The sequence below is a fragment of the Micromonospora luteifusca genome, assembly GCF_016907275.1.
Lineage (GTDB): Bacteria > Actinomycetota > Actinomycetes > Mycobacteriales > Micromonosporaceae > Micromonospora > Micromonospora luteifusca.
Genome location: NZ_JAFBBP010000001.1, coordinates 6,794,470 through 6,807,455, shown reverse-complemented (window position 1 = coordinate 6,807,455; position 12,986 = coordinate 6,794,470). Strand labels below are relative to the sequence as shown.

Annotated in this window: 14 protein-coding genes; 9 read left to right on the top strand and 5 right to left on the bottom strand. The window is 71.2% G+C overall.

From position 1 onward, the window contains the following. Positions 1-25: 25 nt before the first annotated feature. From JOD64_RS30865 to JOD64_RS30855, 3 genes are all read right to left on the bottom strand, one after another. A complete protein-coding gene (locus JOD64_RS30865; RefSeq protein ID WP_204946335.1) occupies positions 26-688 on the bottom strand; it encodes an HAD family hydrolase in 663 nt (220 codons plus the stop codon). 120 nt (positions 689-808) lie between these two features. Continuing rightward, on the bottom strand, positions 809-1,552 hold the full coding sequence (locus JOD64_RS30860; RefSeq protein ID WP_204945499.1) for a neutral zinc metallopeptidase: 744 nt from the start codon (positions 1,550-1,552) through the stop codon (positions 809-811). A 118-nt stretch (positions 1,553-1,670) separates the two neighbouring features. Continuing rightward, positions 1,671-1,883 (bottom strand): hypothetical protein, encoded by a 213-nt coding sequence (locus tag JOD64_RS30855; RefSeq protein ID WP_204945498.1) that lies wholly within the window; start codon positions 1,881-1,883, stop codon positions 1,671-1,673. Positions 1,884-2,081: 198 nt separating this feature from the next. Between JOD64_RS30855 and JOD64_RS30850 the strand changes: the two genes are divergently transcribed. Then, positions 2,082-2,474 carry a YciI family protein gene (locus JOD64_RS30850; protein ID WP_239561946.1) on the top strand — a complete coding sequence of 131 codons (393 nt, stop codon included), beginning with the start codon at positions 2,082-2,084 and terminating at the stop codon, positions 2,472-2,474. A 3-nt stretch (positions 2,475-2,477) separates the two neighbouring features. After that, positions 2,478-3,740 (top strand): RNA polymerase sigma factor, encoded by a 1,263-nt coding sequence (locus JOD64_RS30845; protein ID WP_204945496.1) that lies wholly within the window; start codon positions 2,478-2,480, stop codon positions 3,738-3,740. 8 nt (positions 3,741-3,748) lie between these two features. Here JOD64_RS30845 and JOD64_RS30840 read toward each other — a convergent pair whose 3' ends face one another. Then, positions 3,749-4,849, bottom strand: coding sequence for a calcium:cation antiporter (locus JOD64_RS30840; RefSeq protein ID WP_204946334.1), 1,101 nt, complete (start codon positions 4,847-4,849; stop codon positions 3,749-3,751). Positions 4,850-4,939: 90 nt separating this feature from the next. On the opposite strand from JOD64_RS30840, the gene JOD64_RS30835 reads away from it, so the two are divergent. Next, a complete protein-coding gene (locus JOD64_RS30835) occupies positions 4,940-5,302 on the top strand; it encodes a metalloregulator ArsR/SmtB family transcription factor (RefSeq protein WP_204945495.1) in 363 nt (120 codons plus the stop codon). After that, the gene (locus tag JOD64_RS30830; protein WP_204945494.1) at positions 5,299-5,814 is read left to right on the top strand and encodes an SRPBCC family protein; all 516 of its coding nucleotides are present in this window, start codon (positions 5,299-5,301) and stop codon (positions 5,812-5,814) included. The genes JOD64_RS30835 and JOD64_RS30830 overlap by 4 nt, the downstream gene beginning before the upstream one ends. 44 nt (positions 5,815-5,858) lie before the next feature. Here the strand turns inward: JOD64_RS30830 and mug are convergent, their stop codons facing one another. Then, positions 5,859-6,434: a G/U mismatch-specific DNA glycosylase gene (mug, locus tag JOD64_RS30825; protein ID WP_204945493.1), complete on the bottom strand. Its 576-nt coding sequence runs from the start codon at positions 6,432-6,434 to the stop codon at positions 5,859-5,861. A gap of 74 nt (positions 6,435-6,508) precedes the next feature. Here mug and JOD64_RS30820 point away from each other — a divergent pair, with 74 nt between their 5' ends. The 5 genes from JOD64_RS30820 (at position 6,509) to JOD64_RS30800 (ending at position 12,976) form a co-directional block, all read left to right on the top strand. Continuing rightward, on the top strand, positions 6,509-7,252 hold the full coding sequence (locus tag JOD64_RS30820) for an SAM-dependent methyltransferase (RefSeq protein ID WP_204945492.1): 744 nt from the start codon (positions 6,509-6,511) through the stop codon (positions 7,250-7,252). A 37-nt stretch (positions 7,253-7,289) separates the two neighbouring features. Continuing rightward, positions 7,290-8,099, top strand: a complete 810-nt coding sequence (locus JOD64_RS30815; protein ID WP_204945491.1) for a CPBP family intramembrane glutamic endopeptidase — start codon at positions 7,290-7,292, stop codon at positions 8,097-8,099. 15 nt (positions 8,100-8,114) lie between these two features. Continuing rightward, the gene (locus JOD64_RS30810; RefSeq protein WP_239559734.1) at positions 8,115-8,339 is read left to right on the top strand and encodes an alpha/beta fold hydrolase family protein; all 225 of its coding nucleotides are present in this window, start codon (positions 8,115-8,117) and stop codon (positions 8,337-8,339) included. Positions 8,340-8,857: 518 nt separating this feature from the next. Next, positions 8,858-10,057, top strand: a complete 1,200-nt coding sequence (locus JOD64_RS33880; protein ID WP_204945490.1) for a ThuA domain-containing protein — start codon at positions 8,858-8,860, stop codon at positions 10,055-10,057. An 87-nt stretch (positions 10,058-10,144) separates the two neighbouring features. Further along, positions 10,145-12,976, top strand: coding sequence for a PQQ-dependent sugar dehydrogenase (locus JOD64_RS30800; RefSeq protein ID WP_204945489.1), 2,832 nt, complete (start codon positions 10,145-10,147; stop codon positions 12,974-12,976). Positions 12,977-12,986: the final 10 nt, after the last annotated feature.

The following is a 12,986-nucleotide window of genomic DNA, read 5'->3' as shown; positions in this document are numbered from 1 at the left end:
ACCGGGGGCCCTTCTCCGTGTGTTCCTACCGCTGGGGGTGGGCGGCAGCCGGGTCGGCCAACAGCCCCGCGAGCAGATCCAGGTCCACGCCGGTCAGGCTCTCCACCTGATGTACGCCGGCAATGTGCCCCAGTGGCACCTCCGCCGGTACGGCCAGCACCGCCGCGCCGGACGCGACCGCGCTGGCCACGCCGGTCGGGGAGTCCTCGATCGCCACGCAGCGCTCGATCGGCACGCCCAGCAGCCGGGCTGCGGTCAGGTAGGGCTCGGGGTGCGGTTTGGCGGCGACGACCTCGTCGCCGCAGACCACCGTGTCGAAGTTGTCCCGGCCCAGGGTGTCCAGGGCGATCTCGACCAGCGCCCGAGGACTGGAGGTGACAAGTGCGGTGGGGATCGCCGCCGCGCGGACCGCGCGCAGCAGGGCGAACGCGCCCGGCCGCCAGCGCAGACCGGAGCGGAACAGCTCCAGGATCCGGGCGTTGATCCACGCCGCGCTGATCTCCGGATCCCGTTCGGGCTGCCGCAGGTCGTCGTGCAGGATACGCATCGACTCGGCCATGCTGGTGCCGACGATCGACCGGCGGGCGTCGGCGGAGAGCTCCCCGCCGTACTCCTCCGCGAGTTCCTGCAGCGCGACATCCCACAGCTTCTCGCTGTCGACGAGCGTGCCGTCCATGTCGAAGAGCACGGCGGCGGGGTGATGGCTGCTCAGCGGATCCTCCAGGGTCGTGGTCGACACCGGCGATCCTGCCAGGCCCAGACTCCGCCGGTGACCGCGATGGGCGCCGACGTGATCCGGGCAACCCGCTCAGCCCAGGTCGCAGGCCTCCAGCGAGCGCTCGTAGCCGCGGAAGAACGAGTCCGTACGCTGCTCGGCGGTGCCGTGCGACCCCTCCGCGAACCACGGCTGGTCCGGGTCGTCGCCGACCGCCGCCACCCCCTCGCGGAACTCGTCCAGGTCGCCTTCGGCCAGGGTCAGGGCGCCGGAGCGCACCGAGTCGCCGAGGTACGCCCCGGCCATGCAGTCGGCCTGCAACTCCTGCTGGATGGTGAAGTTGTAGTTGATACCGAGCCGCACCTGGATGCCGTGGGCGTACTCGTGGCCGAGCAGGTAGAACACGAACGCGTCGCCGACCTGGCGGAACGCTCCCACCGACCAGGCGACGTCGTACGCGATGAAGTCGCCCTGCGAGCAGTAGACGGCGTTGTTGCGGGGCAGCGGTTGGCCGCCGCAGGACACCTCGCCCGCCCGCTGGTACGGGGTGATCCGCCGGATCGGTTGGAACCGCTGCCCGGACGCCTTGAACTGGGCCGCCCAGTACCGCTCGGCGATCGCCTGCGCGTCGGCGACGTCCTGCTCGAACTCGGCGACACTTGTGGTGCTGTCGGCCCGTGTGGTGTTCGCCCCCGGAGATGCCGGGGACCGGCCCGGTGCCGGGCGTTCACCCTCCGGCTCGGCCAGCCCACCGCCGGCGCAGGCGAGTGACACCAGTGCGGCGATCAGGAGTCCGGCCAACGGGCCTCGGGCGTTGCGTCCCGACCGTGCCCCCACTGTGTCCTCCCCTGGCGTCGGTGCTGCGCTGCTGGCGTGGCTGCTGCGCTGCGCAGTACCCCGACGATACGACCGTCACGCCCCCGCACCGGATTCACGTGCGCCGGTCAGTGAACCGTCAGCCGCCGGCCTCGCGGCCGCGTTGCCAGGTGTCGCCCTGGTCGCCGTGTCGCTCGGCCTCGTAGCGCTGCTGCCGGCCGTGGGCTTCCCGATCGGCCGCGCGTTCGTCGCTCCCGACCCCGCCCGTCCCTCGCCCCCGCCGGGCTACAACCCCGAACGCGGCAGCAGCCACCGCCGCGAAAACTCCGACCACGCCCCACACCACCGCCATGCCCGCCAACCTAATCCACCCCACCCACCCGGTCGATCATGAAGTTGTTGCCTTCGATGTCGGCGTGTCGGGCCAATAACCTCATGATCAACGGATCGAATCGTGTGGGGTGTCCGGGTGGGGGGGTTGGGCTTCGACGTTTCCGGTGAACGGTGCCGGAGGCGGTGCCAGCGACACGAGGAGACGCCCGTGAAGTACATGATTCTGCTGTACGGCTCCCAACAGGACTACGACGTGTTGTCCGGCCGGGCGACCGACCGGCCGGACATGTCGGCCGAGCAGATCGCGGCGATGCACAAGCACATGGAGACCTACCACCAGGCGCTGGCCGAGTCCGGCGAGCTGGTCGACGCCCGGGGCTTGAGCGAGCCGGTGCACGCCCGCCGGGTGCAGGTGCGCGAGGGCGCACCCGTGGTCACCGACGGCCCGTACCCGGAGACGCAGGAGGTCCTCGCGGGTTACACGATCGTGGAGTGCGCCAGTTTCGACCGGGCCACCGAGATCGCCGCCGGCCTGGTCGACCCGGACACCCCCGGCGGGTACGTGGACGTGCGGCCGGTGGTGGACGGCGTCGAGGACCTGGCCGGCTGACCGGTGCCGGAGACCCCTGTCGAGGACCTGCTGCGCGAACTGGCGCCGCAGGTCCTCGGCGCGCTGGTCCGCCGCTACGGGCACTTCGACACCGCCGAGGACGCGGTGCAGGAGGCGCTGATCGCCGCGGCGGGTCGCTGGCCGCGCGACGGCGTCCCCGAGAATCCGCGCGGCTGGCTGATCACCGTCGCGTCCCGCCGGTTGACCGACCTGCTGCGCTGCGAGCAGGCCCGGATGCGGCGGGAGGACACGGTGGCCCGGTGGGCGCTGCCGGAGCAGTGGCGCGCTCCGGCGGCCGATCGACCACCGGCGGACGCCGACGACACGCTCATCCTGCTGTTCCTGTGCTGCCACCCGGCGCTGTCACCGGCGTCGCAGATCGCGCTCACGCTGCGCGCGGTGGGCGGGTTGAGCACCGCCGAGGTGGCGCGCGCGTTCCTGGTGCCGGAGGCGACGATGACCCGGCGGATCAGCCGGGGAAAGCAGCGCATCCGCGACACCGGATTGCGGTTCGCGCCACCCACCGGCGCGGAACGCGCCGACCGGCTCGCCGCCGTGCTGCACGTGCTCTACCTGATCTTCACCGAGGGGTACGCGCGCACCGCCGGCCCCGGGTTGCTGCGCGCCGATCTGACCGCCGAGGCGATCCGGCTGGCCCGCCTGGTGCACCGGCTGCTTCCCGAGGATCCCGAGGTCACCGGACTACTCGCCTTGATGCTGCTCACCGACGCCCGTGCTCCGGCGCGGATCGGCCCGCAGGGCGAGTTGGTGCCGATGGCCGAGCAGGACCGCGGCCGATGGCGGGCCGACCAGATCGCCGAGGGAGTCGAGCTGATCACCGGGGCTCTGCCGCGCGGGGTTGTCGGGGCGTACCAGTTGCAGGCGGCCATCGCGGCGGGGCACGACGAGGCGCCGAGCGCGGCGGCCACCGACTGGGCGCAGATCACCGCCCTGTACGAGGTGCTGCTGGGCATCTCCGACAACCCGGTCGTGGCGCTCAACCACGCGGTGGCGGTGGCGATGAGCAGAGGCGCATCGGCTGGCCTGGTGCTCCTCGCCGACCTGGCCGACGACGCCCGGCTCGCCGACGATCCCCGGCTGCCCGCCGCCCGCGCCCACCTGTGGGAGCAGGTCGGTGAGCGGGTCGCGGCGCGGGAGGCGTACCGGATGGCGGCGGCGCGCTCGACGAACCTGGCGCAGCAGCGCTACCTGAACGCCCGCGCGGACCGCCTGTCGGACGACCCGCCCGGTGGCCGCGGTCGGTGACAGCGGGGTCAGGGGCTGGCGGCCAGGAAGACGAAGGCGGCCAGCAACACCAGGTGCACGCCGCCCTGCAGCACGTTGGCCCGGCCCGGCACGACGGTCAGCACCGCGGTCACCGCCGTCAGCGCGAGCAGCGCGAGTTGGGTGCCGCCGAGGCCGAGCAGCAGTGGGCCCTCCAGCCAGATCGAGGCGATCGCGATGACCGGGATGGTCAAACCGATGCTGGCCATCGCGGAGCCGAGGGCCAGGTTCAGGCTGATCTGCACGCGGTCGCGGCGAGCGGCGCGGGCGGCGGCCAGGGTCTCCGGCAGCAGCACCAGCAGGGCGATGATCACGCCGACGAACGCGTGCGGCAGGTTCGCCGCCGCCACCCCGGCCTCGATGGTCGGTGAGACGGTCTTGGCGTCGCCGACCACGGCGACGAGCGCCACCAGCAGCAGCCCCAGGCTGACCAGCGCCGCACGGGTCGTCGGCGGTTTGGCGTGCTCCTCGGCGTCGATCACTCGGCCCTGGCTGTCGACCGGCAGGAAGTAGTCGCGGTGCCGGCCGGTCTGCACGAGCACGAACAGCCCGTACAGCGCCAGCGACGCGACGGCGGCGAAGGTGAGCTGGGCCGGGCTGAACTCCGGGCCGGGGCGGGCCGTGGTGAAGGTCGGGATGACCAGACTGAGGGTGGCCAGGGTGATCACGGTGGCCAGTGCCCCGCCGGTGCCCTCCGGGTTGAACACCGCGACGCGACGGCGCAGCGCCCCGAGCAGCAGGGACAGGCCGAGTATTCCGTTACAGGTGATCATGACGGCGGCGAAGACGGTGTCGCGGGCGAGCGACTGGGTCTTCTCCGGCCCGCTGATCATCAACGTGACGATGAGGGCTACCTCGATCACGGTGACCGCGACGGCGAGCACCAACGAACCGTACGGCTCCCCCACCCGGTGGGCGACCACCTCCGCATGGTGCACGGCGGCGAGCACCGCTCCGCCGAGCAGCACCGCGACCACCACGATGATCGGTCCGGGCAGGTTTCGCCCCCAGGTGACGATCAGCACCAGGACAGCGAGCACGGGTACGGCGACGGTCCAGTCGGTCACGCGGGAGCGAAGCAGGGCGGTCATGCCGTACAGACTGCCAGGCCAGGTGATCATGTGCCCACCATCGACGCAGCGGCGACCCCAAACCCGTAACTCATAGGTTACGCTTCCAGAGTGGACGAGGTGGCCACCGCGATCGCGGACCCGGTACGACGGCACATCCTCACCCTGCTACGCGACGAACCACTGGCCGCCGGCGACATCGCCCGGCGGTTCGCGATCAGCCGGCCCGCGATCAGCCGCCACCTGCGGGTGCTGCGCGAGAGCGGGCTGGTCCGCGACGAGCTGGTCGGCCGGCAGAGGATCTACCGCCTCGACCCCGGCCCGCTCGCCCCGCTGATCAACTGGCTCGCCGGGCTCGTTCGCACCGACCGGTGGGAACGGCACCTCGACGCACTGGAGACCGAGGTCTATCGAACCCGCCGAGAGCGCCGCAGCAGCGGCCCGGCGGAGCACCGAAGGGAGCACACGGCATGACTCGTACGCCCGCCGGACGCCTGTTTCGCACCGCCACCGGCCACGACCTCGTCCTCACCCGGACCTTCCGCGCCCCGGCGGCGGACGTCTGGGCCAGCCTGACCGAGTCGGAGCGCACCGCCCGCTGGTTCGGCCCCTGGGAGGGCGACGGCACGCCCGGACGGACCATCCGGGTCCAGATGGCGTACGAGGAGCAGCAGCCCTGGTGTGACGTCCACATCGACGCGTGCGAGCCCCAGCGGCGCCTCGCCGTCTCGATGGTCGACAGCTACGGCACCTGGCTGCTGGAGCTGTCGCTGACCGAGGCCGACGGCACCACCGAGCTGCGTTTCGTCCAGCACCTGACCAACCTGGAGGGCATCGCCGAGGTGGGCGCCGGCTGGGAGTACTACCTGGACATGCTGGTCGCCGCCCGGGACGGCGCAGCCCGCCCCGAGTTCGACGACTACCACCCCGCGATGCAGCCCTACTACCGGGCCCTGGCCACGGAGGTCGCCACACCGCACGCCTAGGCCCAGCTCAGGCGTGGGCCTCAGTCCACGCCTCGGCCCCCAGCTCACGCCTCGGTCCCCAGCTCACGCCGCAGCTTCGCGAACTCGGCGGTCAACGCCGGCAGCGGAAAGTGCGCGTTCAGGCCGCTGGGGTTGGGCAGCACCCACACCCGGGCGGGGCCCAGCTGCCCCGGCTGCGGACCCAGCCCGGCCTTGGGCCGGACAAAGGCGATCCGGTACGCGGTCACCCCGAGGATGGCCACCCACCGCGGCCGGTACCGCTCGACCTTCACCGCCAACGCCGTGACGCCGGCCACCAGCTCCGCCGACGTCAGCTCGTCGGCACGGGCGGTGGCCCGGTTGCTCAGGCTGGTGATGCCCAGGCCCTGCCGCAGCAACTCGTCGTGTTCCCACGGGCGCAGCTCCCGGTCGGTGAAGCCGCCACCGTGCAGGGCCGGCCAGAACCGGCTGCCCTTCCGGGCGAAGGGCAGCCCCACGGCAGCGGAGTAGAGACCCGGGTTGAAGCCGCAGAACAGCACCCGCAGGCCGGGGCCGATCACGTCCGCCAGGCCCCGACCGGCGGCTGCCGCCACCTCCTGCGGGGTTGGCCGCCGCACCGGGCCCGACCTCTGCGCGTCCACCGCACCGATCCTGCCGTACTCGCGGGTGGTGGACCCGGCGCACGCCGACGATCACCACTTGACACCCTCAACGGATGCAGTCAGCCGACCACCTCGCCACCAGCCGCTACGCGCGGATGCGCTGGAACACTCCGCTGTCGCAGGAGCACGCGGCCGTGCTGCTGCAGCGACTCGACGTCCGGCCCGGCTCGCGCGTACTCGATCTGGGTTGCGGTTGGGGTGAGCTTCTGCTGCGGGCGGTCGCCGCCGGGGGCGTGTCCGGCCCGGTCGCGACGAGGGGCGTCGGCGTCGACACCGACGGCGCCGCCCTCGACCGGGGGCGGCGGCTGGCCGCGGACCGGACGCTGAACCGGCACGTCGCCTTCGTCATGGGAGAGGTGGCGGCCTGGCAGGAGCCGGCCGACCGGGTCCTCTGCATCGGCTCGGCGCACGCCTTCGGCGGCACCGGCGCCGCCCTCGACGCGCTCGCCACCCTGGTCCGACCAGGGGGAAGGCTGCTCTTCGGTGACGCCTACTGGGATCGTCCCCCGCCGCCGGAGGTCGAGCAGATCTTCGGCCCGGAGGTCGTGCCGCTCCCGGGGCTGATCGAGGCCGCCCGGCAACGGGGCTGGCGGGTGCTGCACCTGAGCACCGCCGACCAACGGGAATGGGACGACTTCGAATCCACCTGGCTCGCGGGCCGGCAGGAGTGGCTGCTGACCTACCCGGAGGATCCCCGCGCGGCCGACGTCCGCACGGAACTCGACGACCGGTTGCGGCAGTACGTCGGCGGCTACCGGGGCATCCTCGGCCTCGCCTACCTCGTCCTCGGTCGGTGACGGCCCGCCATTGACGCCGCTGGCTACGCTGCGCGTGGTGAGCACCCGACGCCGCCTCGCCCTGCCCCGGCGGGTCATCGTCGTGTTCAGCGGCACCGTGCTCGTGTGGATGCTGCTCGGAGCTCTTCTCGACCGCGACTACGACCGCCCGACCCATGCCGCCGGGGCGGTCATCACGACGGTGCTCGTCGTACCCCTGGTCGTGCTCGCCCGCCGTCTGCTCGACCGGCGCCCCTGGGCCGGCCTCGGGCTACCGTCCCTGCGGGTCGGCTGGCGGCGGCTGCTGCTCGGCATGGCCTGCTGGCTCGTCCCCGCCGCCCTCGGCTTCGCCCTCTGCCTCGGTCTCGGCTGGGTCGAGATCACCGTTCGGACCTCCGCCGGGGACGCCCTGCGGGTGGCGGCACTGCTGGTCGTGCTCGTCTTCCTGAAAGAGGCGCTGCCGGAGGAACTCGTCTTCCGTGGCTACCTGCAGCACAATCTCGCCACCCGACTGCCGGCGTGGCAGGCGGTCGTCGGGCAGGCGGTGTTGTTCACCCTGTTCGGGTTCCTCACCGGGGCCGCCAGATCCGTCGACCGGCTCGCCCTCTTCGTCGTCTTCGCGCTCGTGCTGGGTGCGTTCCGTGCCGCCAGCGGCGACATCTGGGCGGGCATCGGCTTCCACGTCGCCTTCCAGACGGTCGCCCAACTGTTCGGTGACGTCGGGGCGGTCTTCGACGTGACCGGGTCCGACGTGCTGGGGGTCGTGGCGATGGGGGCCTTACCGTTCTCGGTCAGCTGGCTCGTCCTACGACACCTGTATCGGGACCGCCTGGACTGGCGGGCCCTCGAAGCGGATCCGGCACGGTGACGGTTCGGACCCTCGGTGACGGTTCGGACCCTCGGTGTTCGGCCCACCAACCAGCCCGGCGTACGGGACCGCACCACCGCGCCGGAGCTGGAACGGTTCCTGGCCGAGCGGATGGACGCGACGACGATCGAGGTCGACTCCTCGCACCTCGCCATGGTCACCCACCCGGAGGCGATCGCCGATCTCATCCTGATGGCCACGAGAGGCGCGCGAGGTCCCGTACCGCCCGGCCGGGGGTAGCCGGCGACCCGGACGGTCGTCGACACCACCTGGTGCCGCCTCGGCCTGCGGACCTGCCGTGACGGGGGTGGCGGCGGTGTGCCCGGCACGGACCCCCGCTGCACGTGGTGGGAGCCGGCGGGCGCGGGCTTGACGGAGCGCAGACATCGGAGGTTTACTGCCTCAGCGATGCAAGTCGATGTGCTCCGATCATCCACACTGGTCGATCGAGGTCGTCGGCGGTGCCATCGCGAATGGTCGTCGCCGTCTCGCCAGCCGTCTCCTGGCGCTGTCGGTCGCGACTGTGACGCTCCCCCCTCGGCGGGCGGGGAGCGGCCCCCGCACGGCGCAACGTCGCGCACTCCCCCGCGGGACGACCTTCCACAGGCATGGCAACACCCCGACACCACCGCGCTACCCGCAGCATCTCAGCCGAGCATCGGCGGCCCGGCTCCGTACCACCGCCAACCCGGCCCCGGCGAGGCCGCACGTCCAGCGACGCGCGCGCCCGGGTCGACGCTCAGCAGAGGAGCAAGAGCATGCGTTCCCGTTCCCGTTTGTTAGGTCTCGTCACCGGCGTGGCCGTGTTGTTGGCCGGCCTGGTCGCCCTTCCGACGCAGGCCTCGGCGGCACCACTGACCAAGGTCCTGGTGTTCAGCAAGACCGCCGGCTTCCGCCACTCGTCCATCCCCAACGGCATCGCCGCGATCCAGCAGCTCGGCTCGGCCAACGGCTTCACCGTGACCTCGACCGAGGACGCCGGCCAGTTCACCACCTCCAATCTGGCCCAGTACCAGGCGGTGGTCTTCCTGTCGACGACCGGCGACGTCCTCAACGCCAGCCAGCAGACGGCGTTCGAGTCGTACATCGCCGCCGGTGGTGGGTACGTCGGCGTGCACGCCGCGGCCGACACCGAGTACAGCTGGCCGTGGTACGGCTCGCTGGTCGGAGCGTGGTTCGACTCGCACCCGGCGATCCAGACCGCCACCGTGAAGATCGAGGACCAGACCAACCCGTCGACCGCCCACCTCGGCACCACCTGGGTCCGCTCCGACGAGTGGTACAACTACCGCACCAACCCCCGGTCCAGCGCACGGGTCCTGGCCAGCCTCGACGAGTCGTCCTACAGCGGCGGCAACATGAGCGGCGACCACCCGATCACCTGGTGCAAGGCGTACGGCGGCGGGCGCGCCTGGTACACGGGCCTCGGGCACACCGAGGCGTCGTACACCGACCCGAAGTTCACCCGGATGCTGCTCGGTGGCCTTCAGGTCGCCGCGGGTTCCGTGAGCGCCGACTGCTCGCCGCGTACGACGACTCCGCCGACGACCCCGCCGCCCACCCCCGCCGGCTCCACCCTGAAGGCCCGCGCCAACAACCAGTACGTGAGCGCGCCGAACGCCACCACCGCGCTGATCGCCAACAAGACCTCCGTCGGGACCGGCGAGCGGTTTGACCTGGTCAACCTCGCCAACGGCAACGTGGCGCTGCGCGCCAAGAGCAACGGGCAGTTCGTCGCGGCGGAGAACGCCGGGGCCGCCGCACTGATCGCCAACCGGGCCACTGCCGGCGCCTGGGAGACGTTCCAGCTCGTCCGTAACTCCGACGGCACGGTGAGCCTGCGGGCCACGGTGAACAACCGCTACGTCGCGGCCGACAACGGGGGCGCCTCCCCGCTGATCGCCAACCGGACCTCCATCGGTCAGTGGGAGAAGTTCGACCTCGTCACCACCAACTGACCGCGCCTCGACGCGCTCTTCACCACCCCTCCCGGCCGTGGTGCGCCCCCGCACGCCCGGCCCCCGATCGTCGAGGAAGGACGATCAATGCTCTCGTACCCCCGGCGCTGGTCCCGGGCACTCATCGCGGCGGTCACCACTGTCGCGAGCGTGACCCTGGCCGTGGCCGCACCGTCCACCGCTCAGGCGGTGGTCATCCCCGCCTCCGACTATCAGCAGGTCAAGCTCGCCACCGGCTCTGCCGAGCTGGGTGAGGCCATGTCCCTGGCCGTCCTGCCCAACCGCTCGGTGCTGCACACCGCCCGCAACGGCGTCCTGCGGGTGACCGACGTGGCGGGCAACACCAAGGTCTCCGGCACCCTGTCCGTCTACACGCACGACGAGGAGGGGTTGCAGGGCGTCGCCGTGGACCCCAACTTCGCCACCAACCGGTGGGTCTACCTGTACTACTCGCCCACGTTGAGCACCCCGTCCGGGGACGCCCCGACCACCGGCTCACAGTCCGACTGGGACCGGTGGAAGGGGCACCTGCGGTTGTCCCGGTTCACCCTCAACAGCGACGACACGCTCAACCTGGGTAGCGAGAAAATCGTGCTCCAGGTGGCCAACGACCGGGGGCAGTGCTGCCACGTCGGCGGTGACCTGGACTTCGACGCCGCCGGCAACCTGTACCTGACCACCGGCGACGACACCAACCCGTTCGAGTCGTCCGGCTACGCGCCACTCGACGAACGGACCAACCGCAACCCGCAGTTCGACGCCCAGCGCTCGGCCGGCAACACCAACGACCTGCGGGGCAAGGTGCTGCGGATCAAGCCGCAGGCGGACGGCACGTACACGATCCCGTCGGGCAACCTGTTCGCCCCCGGCACGTCGGGCACCCGCCCGGAGATCTACGCCATGGGCATGCGCAACCCGTTCCGGATGAGCGTCGACAAGGCGACCGGCGTGGTCTACCTCGGTGACTACGGCCCCGATGCAGGCAGCACGAACTCCAGCCGGGGCCCCCAGGGTCAGGTCGAGTTCAACCGCATCGCGGCACCCGGCAACTACGGCTGGCCGTACTGCACCGGCAGCAACACCAGCACCGAAACATACAATGAATACACCTTCCCGTCCGGGCCGTCGCAGTCCAAGTACAACTGCACGGGCGGGCCGACCAACAACTCGTTCCGCAACACCGGGCTCGGCACGCTGCCCGCGGCGAAGCCGGCCTGGATCAAGTACGCCGGGGACTCCGGGTCGCCGTCGGAGTTCGGCAGCGGCTCGGAGTCGCCGATGGGCGGGCCGGTCTACCGGTACAACGCCTCGCTCAACTCCAGCATCAAGTTCCCGGCCTCGCTGAACGGCCAGTTCTTCGCCGGCGAGTACGGCCGCCGTTGGATCAAGGCCATCGCGGTCAACTCCGACGGCTCGCGCGGGGAGATCTCCAACTTCCCGTGGTCCGGCACCCAGGTCATGGACATGGCCTTCGGCCCGGACGGCGCCCTGTACGTGCTGGACTACGGCACCGGGTCGAACAACCAGGCGCTCTTCCGGATCGAATACATCGGTGGTGGCAACCGCAACCCGATCGCGGTCGCCTCGGCCAACCCCACCTCGGGCTCAAACCCGCTGACCGTCAACTTCTCGTCGGCCGGCAGCTCCGACCCGGAGGGCGGGGCGCTGAGCTACCTGTGGACGTTCGGTGACGGCACCACGTCGACGGCGGCCAACCCCACCAAGACGTACACCACGAACGGCACCTACTCCCCCACCCTGAAGGTCACCGACCCGACGGGGCTGTCCGGCACGGCGAGTCTGGTCGTCACCGTGGGCAACACCGCTCCGACGGTGACGCTCACCTCCCCAACAGACGGGCAGCTGTTCACCTTCGGTGACACGGTCCCGTACCAGATCTCGGTGAGCGACCCGCAGGACGGCACGATCGACTGCTCCAAGGTGAGCCTGACCTACGCGCTGGGCCACGACAGCCACGCGCACCAGATCACCTCGAAGACCGGCTGCAGTGGCACGATCACCGTCCCGACCGACGGTGAGCACGACGCGGCAGCCAACATCTACGGTGTCTTCGACGCCGCCTACACCGACAACGGTGGGCTCACCACGCACAGCATCAGGACGCTGCAACCGAAACACCGCCAGGGTGAGCACTTCAGCGCCCAGTCCGGTGTCCAGGCCACCGACCACACCAACGCCGAGGGTGGCCGCACGGCCGGGTTCATCGAGAACAACGACTGGATCTCGTACCAGCCGTACAACCTGTCCAACGCGACCCGGTTCATCGCCCGGGTCTCCTCGGCCGGCGCCGGCGGCACCATCGAGGTCCGCGCCGGCTCCGCCACCGGCACCCTGCTGGGCACCGCCACGGTCCCGGTGACTGGTAGCTGGGAGACCTTCGTCGACGTCTCCACTGCCATCACCAACCCGCCCGCCTCGACGACCACGCTGTACCTGGTGTTCAAGGGCGGGTCCGGCAACCTGTTCGACGTCGACGCGTTCACCTTCACCACCGGCACCACCACCCCCAGCGGGGGGATCACGTTGCGGGCGCAGGTCAACAACCAGTACGTGTCGGCGGTCGGCACCAGCGCGCTGATCGCCAACAAGGCCAGCGTCGGGGCGACTGAGCAGTTCGACCGGGTGGACGCCGGCAACGGCAACATCGCCCTCCGCTCGCGCGCCAACGGCCTGTACGTCTGCGCCGACAACGCGGGGGCGAATCCGTTGATCGCGAACCGCACGACGATCGGACCGTGGGAGACGTTCCAGATCATCAACAACTCGGACGGGACGGTCGGCCTGCGGGCTCTGGCCAACAACCAGATCGTGGCCGCCGAGAACGCCGGGGCGGGCGCACTGATCGCCAACCGTACGACTGTCGGTTCCTGGGAGAAGTTCACCCTGACCACCGGCTGACCGGTGGCGG